Raw genomic sequence first — 16,842 nt, 5'->3', positions numbered from 1 at the left:
CCTATGGCGGCGGCAACACAGGGCGCACGGTCAGGTCGCGGAAGGTCACGATCATGCCTTCCGTGCTGGCAGCGCGGGCGAAGAAGCCGATGAGTTCACGGCCATAAGGGGGGAGGTCGTCGCGCACGGTGAAAAGCACCTGCCCGTTGACGGCAAAATTGAGCGTTTGGCCCGCGGCCCGCACGCTGAGCGTGGTCTGTAACGGTGCGCCTGCCGGCACGCCGCCGGGTTCTGGGGTAACGCGCGGCACCGGCAGCCCGCCTTCGACGGTTTCGACGAAGGCCTGGCCGGTGCAGGTCAGCCCGAGGCGGTAATAGCGCCCGCCGTTGGCCGAAGCCCGCACGACCACGCCGTAAGCGTCGTTGCCGCGGCATACCTGGGGTTCGGCGGTGACGGAGAGGTAGAGGTTGAACGCCTGAAGGTTGCGCGCCAGGACGAGCATGGTGGCGCGAGGGTGGGTGGTGCTGAGGGAAAGCACCCCGTCGGCCACGCCAAAGCGGCCCGCGTAGCCAGTGGGCGAGAACCAGCCCGCCCCGCTGCTAAAGGGCGCTGACAGCAAGGGCGCGCCGGCTCCCGCGGCTAACGCGGGCGTTGGGGTGGGAATGGAGGTGGGCGGCAAGGGTGTGGGTGTAGCCGTGGGGGGAAACCACACCGGCGTGGCCGTGGGGGTGGGCGTCGCCGTGGGGGTAGCGGTGGCTGGGGGGAGCGCCGTGGCCGGAAGGGGCCCACAGCCTATCAGCACTCCGGCTACCGTCCCCAATACCGCCAGGCGCTTGAGCCATTTCATGGCAGCAGCATCACCTTCCCCGATTGGCCGGATTCCATTGTGGCAAAGGCCTGCTCGTAGTCTTCCAGGCGGAAGCGGTGGGTGACCATCTGGCTGAGGTCCACCGCGCCGGAAAACACCAGCCCGCGCGCCTGGTACCAGGTTTCCCACAGGCGGCGGCCCGTGATGCCGTGCAGGGTCACGCCTTTGAAGACGATGTGGTGGTCCCAATCGAGGTGGATGGGGCGCCCGGCCACCCCGAGGGCGGCCACTTCGCCGCCGGGTTTGAGCACTCTGAAGCCCTGGTCAATGGCGCTTTCCGCACCCGACATTTCCAGCCACACATCGACGCCTTCGCCGTGGGTGATTTCCATAATTTCGGCCACCATGTCTTCGTTCTTGACGTTGAAGGTGTAGTCGGCGCCCATGCGGCGGGCGAAGTCGAGGCGGTAATCGCTGATGTCGGTGGCGAACACCGAGCGCGCCCCGATGGCTTTGGCCACCGCGATGGTCATCAGCCCCACGGGGCCGCAGCCGGTGACAAGCACTTTCTTGGCGCGCACGTCGGCGGCAAAGGCGGTATGCACCGCGTTGCCGAAGTTTTCCATCAGGACGGCGATTTCCAGCGGCAGGTCGGGTGGGTTGGGCCAGGCATTCTGCGCGGGAATGGCGATGTATTCGGCAAAGCCGCCGTCGCGGTCTACACCGATGAGTTGGGTGTTTTCGCACAGATGGCCGTTGCCGGTCAGGCAGAAGCGGCAGTGGCCGCAAACGACGTGGGATTCCAGCGAAACGAAATCGCCAACCTTGACATGGCTGACCTCGCTGCCGGTTTCCACGATTTCGCCGCAAACTTCGTGGCCGGTAATCACCGGGGGGTGAATGCGGTCAGCGGCCCACGGGTCCCAGTGGTAGATGTGCAGGTCGGTGCCGCAAATGGAAGCAGCCTTGACCTTGACGAGGACATCGTGGGGCCCAATGGTGGGAATGGGGCGCTCGGTGAGCGTCAGGCCGGGGGCGGCCTCGGCTTTGATCACCGCTTTCATCATTTCGGGCATACGGCTCTCCTGACAGGAAGAAGTAGAGAATCGTGCTGAGGCCATTATAGCACTGGCAAAAACAAACCGCGGGCTGGGAACCCGCGGTTTGGGGAGGGAAGAGGGGACAGCTAAACGCCGAGCAAGGCTTTGAACTTTTCAGCCGCGGCAGCCTCAACGGTTTCGTGCAGGCTGTTGCCGTGGCTGTCCATTGTGACAATGGCGGGGAAGTCTTTGACCTCGATGACCCACATGGCTTCGGGTACGCCGAATTCCAGTTTGTACACGCCGAGCACTTTTTGCACGCTCTGGGCGATGAGGGAAGCCGCACCGCCCACCGCGTGGAAATAAACCGCGGGGGCTTCCTGGCAGGCTTGCAGGGTTTTGGGCCCCATGCCGCCTTTGCCCATCACGCCTTTGATGTTGAAATGCTTGATAACTTCGGCTTCGTAAGGCTCTTCGCGAATGCTGGTGGTGGGGCCTGCGGCGACGAATTTGTAGTCGCCGGTGTCGATACCAGCCACCACGGGCCCGCAGTGGTAGAGAACGCCGCCGTTGAGGATTTTCTTGATGGCTTCGTACACTTCCAGGTCGTCGCCCTGAGGCTCGCGCGTCTTGCGGATGAAGGTGTCGATCATCCACTTGTGCACGGCATCGCGACCGGTCATCATCACACCAGAAAGCAGTACGGCATCACCAGCCTTCAGGCTGCGGATGGTTTCATCGTCAATCGGAATTGTGATTTTGCGCATGGCAACCTTCCTCTGTACTGTAAAAGGGAATGCGATTTTCGGGAGGAATCCACAGATTTCAGCGATTTACACAGATTGGTTGGAAGCATTCTCTCAGGGCTTCTTTCTGTGCTAATCTGGGTAATCTGTGGACTTCATTTGTATTCCGCTTTGCCGTTCTTGTAAATCAGCGTGTGGCGGCGATAGGCCCAGCACATGTAGGCGATGGAGACGAAGTAGCACGCCGGCAGACGGTGGATGGCTTTGATGCGGGTGGCCATGACCGTGGTTTTGCCGCCCAGGCCCATCGGGCCGATGCCAAGTTTGTTGGCGTCTTCGGTGATGCGCTTTTCCAGGGCGTCCAGGTCGGGGTCAGGGTTGGGCTCATCGAGGGTGCGCCAGAGGGCTTCTTTGGCGGCGTAGAACGAAGAGCCGCGATCGCCGCCGATGCCCACGCCCAGGAAGCCGGGCGCGCAGCCTTTGCCCTGGGCTTTGTAAACAGCATCCATGACCACTTTGTAAACGCCTTCCAGGTCGCGGCCCGCGTGCAGGCGCGTATCGGGCAGTTTGTATTGCGTGGAGACGTTCTCGGAGCCGCCGCCCTTCAGCATCAGGCGGATGGTCACGGTGTCACCGTCCACCTCGTGAAAATGGATGGTGGGGAAATATTCATCGCCGATGTTGTTGCCGGTGTTCTTGCCGGTCAGGGAATTCACCGCGTTGGGGCGCAAATATACCCGTTTGGTGGCTTCTGCCACCGCGGCTTCGATTTGACGGCGCATTTCCCGGGTGCTCCATCCCGCGGGCATGTCCACGTAGAAAATCGGGGTGCCGGTATCCTGGCAGATGGGGGTAGAATGTTCACGTGCGATCTGGACGTTTTTCAAGATGGTGTCCAGCACGCTTTTGGCAACCGAGCCGGGTTCCTCTTTTTCATGGGCTGCGGCGATGGCGCGTTCCACATCTTCGGGCAGGCTGGTGGCCGTCAGGCGGACGAGTTCCAGAATTTCTTGTGTCAGATCTGGTTGCATGTGAGCCTCCTTCAGGGCTACGGAGTAGCCAGGGATGTCCGAGAGTTTGACACCTTCTATTGTAGGCAGGAAGCCGCGGGGTGGAAAGTGATACTTGACACACTTTGAGCCGCGAGCGACTTTATGATATTATCACACCGTGCATCCCGGTGCGGGCCGGGCACGATTTCGTTTCTGGAGTGTGGCATGTCTCGCCCTCGTATCGTTGCGCTTGTACCCATGCGGCACCATTCCGAGCGGGTGCCCGGTAAAAATTACCGCCAGTTTGCCGGGAAGCCCCTCTATGCCTGGATTGTGGAAACCCTGCTGGCGGTGCCCGAAATCGCTCAGGTGGTGGTGGATACCGACAGCCCCACCATCATGGAAGGCTTGCAGAAAGCCTACCCTCAGGTGCAGGTGCTGGAACGCCCCGAACACCTGTGCGATGGCCGCATTCCGATGAACGAGGTGCTGCTGCACGATACTGCGCAGGTGGAAGCCGACTTTTACCTGCAAACCCACAGCACCAACCCCTTGCTGCGGGCGGAAACCGTGCGGCAGGCAGTGCAAACTTTTCTCGCCAACACCCCGGCTTACGATTCCCTCTTCGGCGTCACCCGCCTGCAAACCCGCCTTTGGGATGCCTTAGCCCGCCCGGTCAACCACAACCCCGCCATTTTGCTCCGCACGCAGGATTTGCCGCCCATCTACGAGGAAAATTCCTGCATCTATATTTTCACCCGCCGCCTGCTGGAAGCCCGCCGCAACCGCATCGGCGAGCGGCCTTACCTCTTCGAAATTCCCGCCGATGAAGCGTGGGATATTGACGAAGAACTGGATTTCGAGATCGCCGAGTTCCTGATGCGGAGGCGGGTCGGGTAGTCGGGTGGTCGTTTGGTCGGCGGGCCGTTTCGCCAGATGCGCTAAGAAAAAACGTTTTTGGGCGCGCGGCGGCCTGGCCTTCGACTTTAGCGCCTGAGGGCGCTTCCGCTCAGGCCGAATTGCCGCTTTGGAAAGCGGCACCCTGATGCCGTATGCCAGACTGGGCATCAGGGCATCACAACATCAGGGCATCCCTGTATCGGTGTCCATCGGCGCCATCGGTGGATTTCCATCATTTGCAATTCGTGATTCATTATTCTCTGGAGCCTCCCATGCCCACCATCCTTCTCACCGCCCCCTACATGATTCCCTTTGTTGACCGCTTCCGCCTAGTGTTCGAGCACTATGGGCTGGAAGTGATTGTGCCCGAAGTCCACGAGCGCATGGAAGAAGAAGACCTGTTGCGCTATGCCGGGCAGTTCGATGGCACGATTTGCGGCGATGACCGCTACACCGCCCGCGTGCTGGAAGCCTGCGCCCCCCGCCTCAAGGTGATTTCCAAATGGGGCACCGGCATCGATTCCATCGATAAGGCCACCGCCGACAAACTCGGCATCATGGTGGGGCGTACCCCCAACGCCTTCACCACCCCCGTGGCCGATAGCGTGCTCGGCTATATGTTGGCCTTTGCCCGCAACATCCCGTGGATGGACGCGCACATGAAGGCTGGCCGCTGGGAGAAAATCAACGGCTTTGCCCTCAGCGAAGCCACCCTGGGCGTCATCGGCGTGGGCGATGTGGGCAAGGCCGTGCTGCGCCGCGCCCGCGCTTTCGGGATGCGCCTGCTGGGCAATGACATCGTGGAAGTTGACCACGTCTTCCTCACCGAATACGGCGTGGAAATGGTGCCCTTAGAGCGCCTGCTGCGGGAAGCCGATTTCGTCAGCCTGAACTGCGACCTCAACCCCACCAGTTACCACCTCATCAACCGCGAGACCTTAGCCCTGATAAAGCCCACCGCGGTGCTCATCAACACCGCCCGCGGCCCGGTGGTGGACGAAGCCGCGCTCATCGAAGCCCTGCAAAGCGGCCAAATTCGCGGTGCGGCGCTGGATGTGTTCGAGGTGGAGCCGCTGCCCGCCGACAGCCCCCTCAAGCGCATGGACAACGTCCTCCTCGCACCCCACAATGCCAATTCCAGCCCCACCGCCTGGGAACGCGTGCACTGGAACAGCATCCGCAATTTGCTGAAGGGGCTGGGCATTCCCCATGATGATTTAGGTGAGTGGCGCGCCCAGGTGTAATCCACCGATTGACACAGATTTTCACCGATTGGAGAAAAACACAGAGGGAAACTTTTTCTGTGTTTTCTGTCCTAATCTGTGTAATCTGTGGTTCCCTCTCCCTCATTCAAGGAGATAGACGATGAAAGATTTCCTGCTTCGTCGCGCCCAAAAACCGCACGGCCGCGCCCAGCGCTGGCTGGCTTTACTCGGAAGCGGCATTCTGTTCTGGATGATTGTGCCTGCTTTCCTCCTTTGGTTCAGCGGCTGGCTCACCATTTGGGGCCACCTGCCCACCCTGCCGCCCTTCGGCTGGCCCTTGTGGTTGGGCGCTGTGCTGATGCTGGTGGGCTTCCTGCTGGATTTGTGGGTTATCTACTACCAGCACACGCAAGGGGAAGGCTCGCCTTCGCCGCTGGTGCCCACGCAGCACCTGGTGCAGGAAGGCCCCTTTGCCTACACGCGCAACGCCATGTACATGGGCACCCTGACCATTTACACCGGTCTGGCGCTGGTGGTTGGGTCGGTGGCGATGCTTTTGCTGGTGGCTTTGGGCGCGCTGCTGGTGCATGCCTATGTGGTGCTGGTGGAAGAGCGCGAACTGGAAGCCCGCTTTGGCGACGAGTATCGGGAATACAAGCGCCGCGTGCCGCGCTGGCTGCCGCTGAGGGGGAGGCATGGCTGAGCGGGTGGTGCTGATTACCGGCGCAGCGGGTGGGATTGGCCGCGCTATTGCAGCGCGCTTTGCCGCCGAAGGCTGGCGGGTGATTGGCTGGGATAAAGCCCCCGCGCCTGCAGACTTCCCCGCGGGCGGCATTTTTGCCCGGGTAGACCTTGCCGACCCCGGCGCGGTGGAAGCCGCCGCTGGCGAAGTGCGCGCCGCTTTCCCGAAACTGCATGCGCTGGTCAACAACGCCGCGCTGCAGGTTGCCAAGCCTCTGCTGGAAACCACCCTCGCTGAGTGGGATGCGGTGCACGCGGTCAACCTGCGGGCGGCTTTTTTGGTGAGCAAGGCATTTTTCCCGCTGCTGCGGGCGGCAGCCGAAGCGGGCGAGGGTGCCGCAGTGGTGAACGTTTCCTCGGTGCACGCCGTGGCGACCTCGGCGAACATTGCCGCCTACGCGGCCAGCAAGGGCGGCCTGCTCGCGCTTACCCGCGCGATGGCCATTGAATGGGCGCCCTACGGCATTCGTGTCAACGCCCTGCTCCCCGGCGCGGTGGATACGCCCATGCTGCGGGCGGGGCTGGCGCGCGGGCACCTGCACGGCGGCGCAGTGGAAGCCCAACTTGCCGAACTCGCCCGCCGCACGGTCAACGGCCGCATCGGCCAGCCCGCGGAAATCGCAGCCGCGGTATACTTCCTCGCCGATGGCAGCCAGTCTTCGTTCATGACCGGCCAGCCGCTGGTGGTAGACGGCGGCGCGACGGCGAGGCTGAGCACGGAGTGATAAATTGCGAATTGCGATTTGCGATTTAGGATTTGTGGGTCAAGTCCTGAAATACGTTTACACAAAACCTTCCCCTCTCCCTATCAAAGTGACCCGAATATATGGGCTGGGGTAGCGTACCCCAAGGAGAGGTGAGGTCGTTCAAAGTTGTAAAGATGCACGGCTTGCGCCACGGTTTCAATGGCCTGGCTTCTGCTTGGAAACAAACTGCCCAGAAGATACTCGGTCTTGAGGATGCCGTTCACCCGTTCCGCCAGAGCATTGTCGTAGGCGTTGCCTACAGCGCCCATGCGAGGGTGGCGTTTCCGTATCTCTCGCACCAAGGCGAGAATCAGTTGGGCTTCGGCTTCCTTCCGCAGACCTCGCTTCTGGGCCTGGTAATAGGCCTGAGGCGTGACCCCAAACCATTGGCAGGCCTGGTAAATCGGCACGCCATATTGCCCTGTGACCCAGGCTATGACCTGTTGCCGAAGGCTTTTTTTAGATGCGTGTTGAAGTGCTTACTCGCCGCGTCCACGATGGCTTCAAACATCCTGACATCCAGCACCGCCTCGACGAGCGCCCCTTCGAGTTCCTTGATGCGTTGCTCCATTTGCTGAAAGGTGGGCTGGTCTTCTGGTGAGCAGATGAGCACTTGCTCGGTGCGGAAGCCCTCTTTGCCGTACTTTTGCACCCAGTGCTTGATGGTGGTCGAGCCGCCAATCCCATACTTCTGCTTCAGGTAATGGGCGTTTGCGCCTTCTTCGTACTCGCGTACAACCTGGCGCTTGAAACTTTCACTGTAACGTTTGATTTTGGTCGTACCCATATATGCCGTCCTTTTTTGGTGAGTTTACCTGTTGTCAGTGTAAACTATATTCAGGACGGGTCAGAGGGGGGGTGAGGGGCGGTCCCAGCTGCCTCAATCCCTCAGTTGCCTCAATTGCCCCATTGCCTCATCCCGCACCCCCTACATCCCCCCATCCCCTATCCCCGGAGGCCCCCATGAAAACCTACCTCGGCGTTTCCCGCCTGCCTTTCCTGCTGCTTACCCCCGCCTGCGTCGTGCTCGGTTTGGGCACGGCCTATTGGGAAACCGGCCATGTGAACTGGCTCTACTTCGTGCTCGCGCTGATTGGCGCATTGGCCGCCCATATCAGCGTGAACGCCCTCAACGAATACTACGACTTCCGCAGTGGTTTAGACACCCGCACCCAGCGCACGCCCTTCAGCGGCGGCAGCGGCACCCTGCCCGCCAACCCCGCCGAAGCCCGCAAGGCGCTGCTTTGGGGCCTGTTCACCTTAGCCGTCACCGCGGCCATCGGTATCTACTTCCTCGCCGTGCGCGGCTGGGGACTGCTGCCCCTGGGCGTGGCCGGCGTCGCGCTGGTGTACCTCTACACCGTGTGGGTGACCAAAAGCCCCCTCGCCAGCCTGATTGCCCCCGGCCTGGGCTTCGGCACGTTCATGGTGATGGGCACCGATTACGTCCTCACCGGCGGCTATCACTGGGCCGCGTTTTGGGCTTCCCTGACGCCTTTCTTTTTGGTCAACGACCTGCTGCTGCTCAACCAGTTCCCCGATGTGGAGGCCGACCGCAGCGTAGGGCGCAGGAACTACCCCATCGTGTTGGGGCGGCCTGCGGCGGCCAAGATCTATGTGGCCTTCCTCGCGCTGGCTTACCTCAGCCCGGTGGTGGCCGTGGCGCTGGGCTACCTGCCCGCGTGGAGCCTGCTGGGCCTGCTGACGCTGGTTTTGGCCGTGCCCACGGCGCAAAAGGCGCTCCGCCACGCGGACGACCTGCCCAACCTGATGCCTGCCCTGGGCAACAATGTGCTCATCAACCTGCTCACGCCGGTGCTCATGGCCGTCGGCCTCTGGCTGGCGTGAGCCGCTTTCCCGTTTGTTGCCCCAAGCCTCGGTATTGCCGGGGCTTTTTTCTTCGCAGGTGAGGGTTGTTACTGGCGCGCGCCGCACTCCGCGCCTATGCTTGGTTAACGCAGAGATGCAGAGAAAGCAAAGAACACAAAGCAGTTTTCTGTGTTTTTTCCAGGGTAACGCATCCCGAATCCCGCATTCCCCACGACCTGACGACTCGACTACCTGACTGCCCGACTATTCGACGGCCCAAGGAGATTTCCCCATGCAACACGTCTTCGGTCCCGTGCCTTCCCGCCGTTTGGGGCAATCGCTGGGCATCGACCCGGTGGTGCCCAAAACGTGCAACTGGAACTGCGTGTATTGCCAGTTGGGGCGCAGTGTGCCTCTGATGGCCGAGCGGCGGGAATACGTGCCCGCGGAGGCCGTCATCGCCGAACTGGCCGAGCGGCTGGCGCACTACCAGGGCCGCATTGACTGGGTGACCTTTGTGGGCAGCGGGGAAACCACCCTGCACAGCCGCTTAGGCTGGATGATCCGGCGGGTCAAGGCCATGACCGAGATCCCGGTGGCGGTCATCACCAACGGTTCGCTGCTCTACCTCCCTGAAGTGCGCGCCGAACTGGCCACCGCGGACGCCGTGCTGCCCACCCTCGACGCGGGCACCCCTGACCTCTACCGCCGCCTCAACCGCCCCTGGCCGGAACCCGATTTCGAAACCTATGTGCAGGGCCTGGTGGATTTCCGCGCCATGTATCGCGGCCGCTATTGGCTGGAGGTGATGCTCATCCGCGGCCTGAACGACACCGAGGAGGCCCTGCGTGCGCTGGCCGCCCAGATTGCCCGCATTCGCCCCGACAAGGTGCACCTCACCCTGCCCGAGCGCCCGCCCGCCGAGCCGTGGGTGCAGCCGCCCGACGCCGAAGGGCTGATGCGCGCCGAGGCCATTTTGAGGCAGGTCGCCGAAATTGTTCACCCTGCGCGGGGCGCCTTTGATTTTTCCGGCTACGACGACCCCCAGGCCGCGGTGCTGGCCGTGCTGGCGCGCCACCCCATGCGGGAAAGCGAACTCAAAGCCGCCCTGGCCCGCTGGGGCGATGACGCCGTGCAGGAAACCTTGCAGGCGCTCCAGGCCAGCGGGCAGGTGCAGGTACTGGAGCGCTACGGCACCCGTTTCTGGAGTCTGGCGCAGGCGCGCTATGCGTAACCCCTGCGCGCCCCTCAGGCGCACCCTGGCACTACAAAACCCCGATGGAACGCAACAGGCCCCCGCGCGCCCAATATTTCAGCCCCCGTGCCGACTTCAGCGCACTCGCGCTTGCGTTTCCGGCCAATCGCTTCTATAATCCCCATATGCTGGCCTTCCAACTCCACCAACTGCAGGAAATCGACACCGGCCGCGATCGGTTGCAGGCCGAAATCCGCGCCCTCGAGGCCCGTCTGGCCGACCGCAGCGCCATCGAAGCCGCCGGGCAGGCCGTTGCGGCGGCCAAAGTCACTTTAGAGCGCGCCCGCCAGGCCCTTCGCGCCGCAGAGGCGGAAGCCGAAAGCGTGCGCCAGAAAATTCGCCGCACCGAGCAAACCCTCTACGGTGGGCAGGTCCGCAACCCGAAGGAATTGCAAGACCTCCAGCGAGAGGCCGAAGCCCTCAAGCGCCTGCTGGCCGTGAAAGAAGACGCACAACTGGAAGCCATGCTGGCAGCGGAGGAAGCCGAAAACGCCTTTCGCGCTGCTGAAACGCGCCTCAACGCCCTGCAAGAGGAACGTCTGCAACAAGAAGCCCGCTGGAACGGCGACCTCGCCACCCACCGCCAACGCCTGGCCACGCTGGACCAGCGCCGCCAACACCTCACCACCACCCTCCCCGGTGACGCGCTGAACACTTACGAACGCCTGCGCCAAAGCCGCGGTGGGTTAGCCGTTGCCACGGTCACCGAGGGCGCCTGCGATGCCTGCGGCGCGCCCCTCACCCCCGACCTGTTGCGCGCCGCCCGCAGCCCTGACACACTGGCCTTCTGCCGCACCTGCAAGCGCATCCTTTACATCCCATGAGCCGCTTCTTTCGCCTTCCCGACTTCTCGCCCTTCTGGTTCTGGACCGGCGTGCTGGCGGGCAGCCTTTTCTGGTACGCGCTGACCCGCCTGCACCCCTTGCTTCAGGGCTGGCAACAACGCCGCGCTGCCCGTCGCGCCGAGCGCGAAAGTGCTCGTCTGGAACGGCTGGCCTCCCGCTGGCTGCGCTGGCTTGAGCAACACCTGCAAGGGCAGCATCTCGCCGCGTCCCTCTTCCCCCTGGAACGCATCCTCATTCCCCCAAAAGTCATCGCCCCCCTGCCGGCCTACGTGCCCGAAGGGGAATACCGCCCCGACGACATTGCCGCGGTGGCCGTGCCCTACACCCCCGACTTCCCTGAACTGGCTGCCCTCTACCGCTACCCCGCCCTGCCGCTGGAAGACGCCCTGCAGGGCGGGGCGTATCTGCTTTTGCTGGGACGTTACGGCACAGGCAAATCCACAGCTTTAGCCTACCTCGCGCTGCTGGCCGCCCGGCGCGACCAACGCCTCGGCGCGCTGCAAAACGCCTTCCCCGTGCTGGTGCACGTCGCCGACTTGCCCCTGCCCCTGCCCGACGACGCCGACCCCACCGAAGTCCTCACCGAAGCCGCATCCCGTGGCCTGCCCCCCAAAATGGACAAGGGCTTCCGCACCCAACTCAACCGGGCCCTCACGCGCGGGATGGTGCTCTTGCTTCTGGATGGCGCTGACGAAATGGCACCCACCCGCCAGCCCGCCGTAGCCGCCTTCCTGAAGCGCCTGCTGCACGCCCAGAAGCGCATCCGCGTGGTGGCCGCCGCTTCACCGGAATACGACGATGGCCTGCAGGCGGTGGGGTTGCAGCCCGTGACTTTAGCCCCGTGGTCGGCGCAGGAAGCCGCGGCCTTTCTGAAGCGCTGGGGGGAAGCCTGGCAGGCGCTCATTGCCCCGCAACTGGAAGCCGCCGCCCCCGAAGACACCCCGCCCCCTGACACGCCCGACCCGCGGCTGCTCAACCGGTGGTTGCTGCCTTTTGCACCCGCCTACCATCCCTTGGAACTCACCCTGAAAGCCTGGGCAGCCTATGCAGGCGATGCGCTGGGCGCGAGCCTTGGCGACGCCATCTTAGCCTTCCTGCGGCGCACCCTGCCGGAAGACGAGCGCAGCCTGCCGGCGCTGGAAGCGTTAGCGCTCCAGCTCACCCTCAGCGAAGGCGACAGCGTGCCTGCCAAAGCGGCCGGAAAACGCACCCGCGCCCTGGCCGAACTGCCGGAAGAGCCCGAAACTGCCGAAGCGGAAGACGAGGCCGAAGACGAAGCAGCCGAAACCGTGGCCGCGCAGGCCCCTGCCCACAGGCGAAAGCCCAAAGTGCGCCGCCTGCTGCCCCAACTGCTGGAAAGCGGCGTGCTGGTGGCCTACCGCGGCGACCGGGTGGGCTTCCTGCACCCCACGCTGCGCGGCTACCTGGCCGGGCGGGCGCTGGCTGCCGAAGGCGGGGCCATTCACCTGCTGCAAAGCGATTGGTGGGAAGGCCGCACCGACGCCCTCGGGTTCCTGGCCGCGACCGGCGGGGGAAGCGCCGTCGCGACCGGCCTGCTGGAAAAAGCCGACGTTGTGACCCACGCCCACGCCCTGGCCGCCGGACGCGCCTTAGCCTATGGCGGTACCAGCGCCTGGCGCGCCGAAGTGCTGCGTTACCTGGCCGCGCTGCTCACCGACACATCCCTGGCTCTCGTGCTGCGCGCTCGCGCCGTCAACGCCCTTGCCCGCTCAGGCGAAAAAGGGCTGGGGGTGCTCTTCCGCAAATTGATGGGGCACCACGACCTCACCGTCCGCTGGTTGGGGGCGCTGGGGGCGGGCGCTGTGCGGGACGCCAAAAGCGTGAATGCCCTGGCCGGATTGCTGCACGACCCCAGCCGCGCGGTGCAACGAGCAGCCGCGCTGGCGCTGGTGGCCGTCAACACCCCTGAAGCCCTGGAAACCGTGGCCGCCCTGCTGCTGGATGGCGACGACACCCAGCGCCGCATCGCCGCCGAAGCCCTCGCCAACCATCCCGAGGAAGGCTACCCCACCCTGCGGGATGCCGCAGGGCACAAAGACGACCTCCGCCTCCGCCGCGCCGCGGTGTATGGCCTCGCCCGGGTGCCTGAAGCCTGGGCGCGCGAAACCCTGGAAGAAATGCAGGTCAAAGACAGCCAATGGGTGGTGCGCGACACGGCTGCTGCCGTGCTGGAGCAGGCCAAAGCCCCCTCCCCCTTCATGCCGCGGCCACTGCGCCCGCTGCACGAAGAGCCGTGGTTGCTGGCCTTTGCCGCCGAGCGTGGCATGGGCGTGGGGCCTGGCCAACCGGCCCTCAGCCTGCTGCACCGCGTGGTGGAAGAAGGCACCCCCGAACAGCAGGAAGCCGCCCTGGCACGCGTCCCCTACTTCCCCGGCGAAGAGTGGGGGCGGGAAATCTACGACATCCTCTACGACCGCCCCGGCCCGTTGCGCGACGCCGCCTTCCACGCCATCTGGCAACTTGCCATCGCGGGCGTACAACTGCCGCCCCCGAGCCAATACGGCTTTTCCTAAATTCTGGCCGCACACCCTGGGGGAACACCAACCACAACTCAACCCTTTGGAGAGATTGCCATGCAACTTACCCGCCTGACCCTTTACCGCGTCCGGATGCCCCTGCAACACCCCTTTGAAACCTCCTTTGGCCGCATCACCCACCGGGAATGCATCATCGTCGAAGCCGAAGACGAAGCCGGGCACATCGGCTGGGGAGAATGCCCCGCCGACCGCGATCCGGGCTACGCCTACGAAACCACCGGCACCGCGTGGCACATCTTGCAGGAATTCCTCGGCCCCGCGGCGCTTCAAGGCCCGCTCGACGACGAAGCCCCGGCCGCAGCCTTCCAGCGGCGGGTGCGCGCCGTGCGCGGCCACCCGATGGCAAAAGCCGGTTTGGAAATGGCGCTCTGGGACCTGCACGGCCAGCGCACCGGCCGCTCGCTGCAGGCGCTGCTGGGCGGCGTGCGGGAACGCGTGCCCGTGGGCGTTTCCATCGGCCTGCAACCTTCCACCGAGGCCCTGGTGCAGCGCGTCGGCGACTTCCTCGCCCTGGGCTACCGCCGCATCAAAATCAAAATCAAGCCCGGCCGCGATGTCGGCGAGGTGGCCGCCGTGCGCCGTGCTTTCCCCGACGTGCCCCTCCAGGTTGACGCCAACAGCGCCTATACCCTCGAAACCGCCCGCGCCCTGAAACCGCTGGACGACTTCAACCTGCTGCTCATCGAGCAGCCGCTTGCCGAAGACGACCTGTGGGACCACCACAAACTGCAGGCCGCATTTCGCACGCCGATTTGCCTGGATGAATCCATCGTCACTCCCCGCCACGCCCACCAGGCGCTGGAAATGGACGCCGCGCGGGTGATCAACATCAAACAGGGGCGGGTCGGCGGCCTGGTGAATGCGGTCGCCATCCACAACCTGGCGCAGGCGCAGGGCGTGCCAGTGTGGTGCGGTGGCATGTTGGAAACCGGCATTGGCCGCGCGGCCAACCTCGCTCTGGCTTCCCTGCCCAACTTTACCCTGCCGGGCGACATTTCGGCCACCGACCGCTACTACGCCCGCGACATCACCCGCGAACGCTTCACCCTCAACACCGATGGCACCATCGCCGTGCCCAACAGCCCCGGCCTGGGCATTACCGTCGATCGCGCCGCCCTTGCGGCCCACACCCTGCGCAGCACCCGGCTCACGCCACCGGCGTAATGGCCTCAGCAAAGCCCTGCACCCCACGGCGCTTGAGCGCGTTTCACTTTCGACCCGCCGTTGACGCCTTCCTTCCTTTTTGATACAATCGCACCCGCTTTGGCGTGGTACCCTTCGCCAAAGCCCGCTACGGCGGATCCCACTTAGAAAGGGCTTGAAGCCATGAAGGTGTTACTGCTCAAAGATGTTTACAAGTTAGGCCGGGCCGGCGAGGTGAAGAAAGTCGCCAACGGCTACGGCCGCAACTACCTTATCCCCCAGGGGCTGGCGATCCCTGCCACGCCCGCCGCGCTGAAGATGGCCGACCGCATCCGCGCCGAAGCCGAAAAGCACCGCAAGGCGCTCAACAAGGAATACAGCGGCCTGGCTGAACAACTCGGCGAAACCGTGCTCTACTTCGCGGTCAAGGCCAGCCAGCAGGGCAAACTCTATGGTTCGGTCAATGCCCAACGCATCGCCGACGCGCTGAACGAAAAACTCGACCTTCCCAAAGAACAGCAAATCCTCAAGCGCCAGGTCGATATTCAGCCCATTCGCTTCCTGGGCGAATACACGGTGCCCATCCGGCTGACGATTGACCTGGTACCCGAGGTGACGGTCATCGTCTATCGGGAAGGCGAAACGCCGCCGGCCGTGGGCGAAATGGCTGCAGCCCAGGCGGCTGCCGAAGCCGAGGCAGAAGCCGCTGCCGAAGCCGCCGAGGCTGCCGAGACCGAAGGGGCTGCCGAAGCCCCCGAAGCCGAACAGCCTGCCGAGGCTGCCCCCGCCGAGTAACTCCCCGCCCCCTTCAACCGGCCTGCTCCCAGGCCGGTTTTTGCCACCCCCATGTCCCCTGTTGGTACGACCTTGCGCAAAGCGCGCCTGGCGCGTGGCCTGACGCTCGACCAGGCCGCCGCGGCGCTACACATCAAGCCGCACTACCTGCAAGCCCTGGAAGAGGAACGCTGGGATGCGTTGCCTTCGCGCGCGCAGGGGCGCGGCTTCCTGCGCTTGTATGCCGATTACCTGGGGCTGGACACCGCGGCCTTGCTGGAAGCCGCCGACAACGGGGGAACAGCCCCGCCACAATCCACGGCGACGCCAACTTCCAGCCAAACCACACCCCCGCCAGCGAGCCCACCACCTTCCCCCACCGATACCGACCCGGCGCAGCCCATCTTCGCCGAAATTGGGGCAACCTTCCGCAAGCAGCGCGAGCGGTTGGGGCTGCGGCTCGAAGAGGCCGAGCGCTACACCCACGTCAAACAGCACTACCTGGCCGCCATTGAAGACGGCCGCCTCGACGACCTGCCTTCGCCCGTGCAGGGCCGCGGCATGTTGCTGCACTATGCCCGTTTCCTGCAACTGGACCCCGACCCGCTCTTGCTGCGCTTTGCCGAAGCTTTGCAAGCCCGCCACCGCCAGCGCCAACAGCCTCAGCGCCGCACCGTACGCGCCGATTGGCCTTGGCTGCGCACCGTGCGCGGCTTCCTGGCCGACCGATTTTTGGTATGGGCCGCGGCGCTGTTTTCCATCGCCCTCATTGGCTTTGGAGCCTGGCAGGTGATGACGCTGCAACGCGCCCAAAAGCCTCGCCCCACCCCGCCGCAAGTGGCCGACATCCTCTTCCCCACGCCCACGCTGACGCCCACCCTGCCGCGCCCCACCCCCACGCCTACCGCGCCCGCGGGCGGCCTGGGCACCGTTGCCGAGGCAACCCCCACCCCTGCCACTGCTGCACCCCAAAGCAACGCCCCCATCCAAGTCTATCTTGTAGCCCAGCATCGTGCCTGGGTGAAAGTGGTCGCCGATGGCGAAACCGTTTTCCAGGGCATTGTGGTGCCAGGGGCATCGTACAACTACCGCGCTCAAAACCGCCTTGAAGTGCTCACAGGCGACGGTGCGGCTTTGCAGGCTTTTTACAACCAGCAAAACCTGGGGCTGTTGGGGCGCTTCGGCCAGGTGGTGGACCGCATCTTCACCATCACCGGCGTGCAGACACCCACCCCAACCGTCTCGCCCACGCCGACCATCACACCCACGCCCACCATCACACCCACACCGACCATCACCCCCTCGCCGACCGCCACAGCCCAGCCACTCCCCTAACCCTC

Annotated in this window: 17 protein-coding genes; 11 read left to right on the top strand and 6 right to left on the bottom strand. The window is 64.2% G+C overall.

Annotated elements, in window-relative coordinates; genetic code table 11:
• Position 1 precedes the first annotated feature (1 nt).
• The 4 genes from ENJ54_02010 to ENJ54_01995 all read right to left on the bottom strand — a co-directional run bounded on the left by ENJ54_02010 (position 2) and on the right by ENJ54_01995 (position 3,565).
• Positions 2 to 787 carry a hypothetical protein gene (locus tag ENJ54_02010; GenBank protein HFC08620.1) on the bottom strand — a complete coding sequence of 262 codons (786 nt, stop codon included), beginning with the start codon at positions 785 to 787 and terminating at the stop codon, positions 2 to 4.
• Entirely contained in the window at positions 784 to 1,824 is a 1,041-nt protein-coding gene (locus ENJ54_02005; protein HFC08619.1) for an L-threonine 3-dehydrogenase, read from the bottom strand. The genes ENJ54_02010 and ENJ54_02005 overlap by 4 nt, the downstream gene beginning before the upstream one ends.
• Before the next feature lie 110 nt (positions 1,825 to 1,934).
• A complete protein-coding gene (locus tag ENJ54_02000) occupies positions 1,935 to 2,555 on the bottom strand; it encodes a fumarate hydrolyase (GenBank protein HFC08618.1) in 621 nt (206 codons plus the stop codon).
• 134 nt (positions 2,556 to 2,689) lie between these two features.
• Complete coding sequence (locus ENJ54_01995; protein HFC08617.1) at positions 2,690 to 3,565, bottom strand: fumarate hydratase; 876 nt, start codon at positions 3,563 to 3,565, stop codon at positions 2,690 to 2,692.
• A 186-nt stretch (positions 3,566 to 3,751) separates the two neighbouring features.
• Here ENJ54_01995 and ENJ54_01990 point away from each other — a divergent pair, with 186 nt between their 5' ends.
• The 4 genes from ENJ54_01990 to ENJ54_01975 all read left to right on the top strand — a co-directional run bounded on the left by ENJ54_01990 (position 3,752) and on the right by ENJ54_01975 (position 7,097).
• Entirely contained in the window at positions 3,752 to 4,426 is a 675-nt protein-coding gene (locus ENJ54_01990; protein HFC08616.1) for an acylneuraminate cytidylyltransferase family protein, read from the top strand.
• 152 nt (positions 4,427 to 4,578) lie between these two features.
• Positions 4,579 to 5,670, top strand: a complete 1,092-nt coding sequence (locus ENJ54_01985) for a dihydrofolate reductase (GenBank protein ID HFC08615.1) — start codon at positions 4,579 to 4,581, stop codon at positions 5,668 to 5,670.
• Positions 5,671 to 5,791: 121 nt separating this feature from the next.
• Positions 5,792 to 6,334 carry an isoprenylcysteine carboxylmethyltransferase family protein gene (locus ENJ54_01980; GenBank protein ID HFC08614.1) on the top strand — a complete coding sequence of 181 codons (543 nt, stop codon included), beginning with the start codon at positions 5,792 to 5,794 and terminating at the stop codon, positions 6,332 to 6,334.
• The gene (locus ENJ54_01975; GenBank protein ID HFC08613.1) at positions 6,327 to 7,097 is read left to right on the top strand and encodes an SDR family oxidoreductase; all 771 of its coding nucleotides are present in this window, start codon (positions 6,327 to 6,329) and stop codon (positions 7,095 to 7,097) included. Before ENJ54_01980 ends, ENJ54_01975 begins: the two co-directional genes overlap by 8 nt.
• Positions 7,098 to 7,180: 83 nt before the next feature.
• On the opposite strand, the gene ENJ54_01970 is transcribed toward ENJ54_01975, so the two are convergent.
• Complete coding sequence (locus ENJ54_01970; GenBank protein HFC08612.1) at positions 7,181 to 7,528, bottom strand: transposase; 348 nt, start codon at positions 7,526 to 7,528, stop codon at positions 7,181 to 7,183.
• A gap of 23 nt (positions 7,529 to 7,551) precedes the next feature.
• Positions 7,552 to 7,905 carry a transposase gene (locus tag ENJ54_01965; protein ID HFC08611.1) on the bottom strand — a complete coding sequence of 118 codons (354 nt, stop codon included), beginning with the start codon at positions 7,903 to 7,905 and terminating at the stop codon, positions 7,552 to 7,554.
• A gap of 176 nt (positions 7,906 to 8,081) precedes the next feature.
• On the opposite strand from ENJ54_01965, the gene ENJ54_01960 reads away from it, so the two are divergent.
• The 7 genes from ENJ54_01960 (at position 8,082) to ENJ54_01930 (ending at position 16,837) form a co-directional block, all read left to right on the top strand.
• Positions 8,082 to 8,966 carry a prenyltransferase gene (locus ENJ54_01960; protein HFC08610.1) on the top strand — a complete coding sequence of 295 codons (885 nt, stop codon included), beginning with the start codon at positions 8,082 to 8,084 and terminating at the stop codon, positions 8,964 to 8,966.
• Between the two features lie 253 nt (positions 8,967 to 9,219).
• Positions 9,220 to 10,161, top strand: coding sequence for a radical SAM protein (locus tag ENJ54_01955; GenBank protein HFC08609.1), 942 nt, complete (start codon positions 9,220 to 9,222; stop codon positions 10,159 to 10,161).
• 146 nt (positions 10,162 to 10,307) lie between these two features.
• On the top strand, positions 10,308 to 11,006 hold the full coding sequence (locus tag ENJ54_01950; protein ID HFC08608.1) for a hypothetical protein: 699 nt from the start codon (positions 10,308 to 10,310) through the stop codon (positions 11,004 to 11,006).
• Positions 11,003 to 13,561: an NACHT domain-containing protein gene (locus tag ENJ54_01945; GenBank protein HFC08607.1), complete on the top strand. Its 2,559-nt coding sequence runs from the start codon at positions 11,003 to 11,005 to the stop codon at positions 13,559 to 13,561. Before ENJ54_01950 ends, ENJ54_01945 begins: the two co-directional genes overlap by 4 nt.
• Before the next feature lie 60 nt (positions 13,562 to 13,621).
• Positions 13,622 to 14,749: an o-succinylbenzoate synthase gene (menC, locus tag ENJ54_01940; protein HFC08606.1), complete on the top strand. Its 1,128-nt coding sequence runs from the start codon at positions 13,622 to 13,624 to the stop codon at positions 14,747 to 14,749.
• 162 nt (positions 14,750 to 14,911) lie between these two features.
• Positions 14,912 to 15,523: a 50S ribosomal protein L9 gene (locus tag ENJ54_01935; GenBank protein HFC08605.1), complete on the top strand. Its 612-nt coding sequence runs from the start codon at positions 14,912 to 14,914 to the stop codon at positions 15,521 to 15,523.
• A 51-nt stretch (positions 15,524 to 15,574) separates the two neighbouring features.
• Positions 15,575 to 16,837 carry a DUF4115 domain-containing protein gene (locus ENJ54_01930; protein HFC08604.1) on the top strand — a complete coding sequence of 421 codons (1,263 nt, stop codon included), beginning with the start codon at positions 15,575 to 15,577 and terminating at the stop codon, positions 16,835 to 16,837.
• Positions 16,838 to 16,842 lie beyond the last annotated feature (5 nt).

The sequence above is a fragment of the Chloroflexota bacterium genome, assembly GCA_011322445.1.
Classification (GTDB): domain Bacteria; phylum Chloroflexota; class Anaerolineae; order Anaerolineales; family DRMV01; genus DRMV01.
This window is presented reverse-complemented; position numbering and strand designations above follow the sequence as displayed.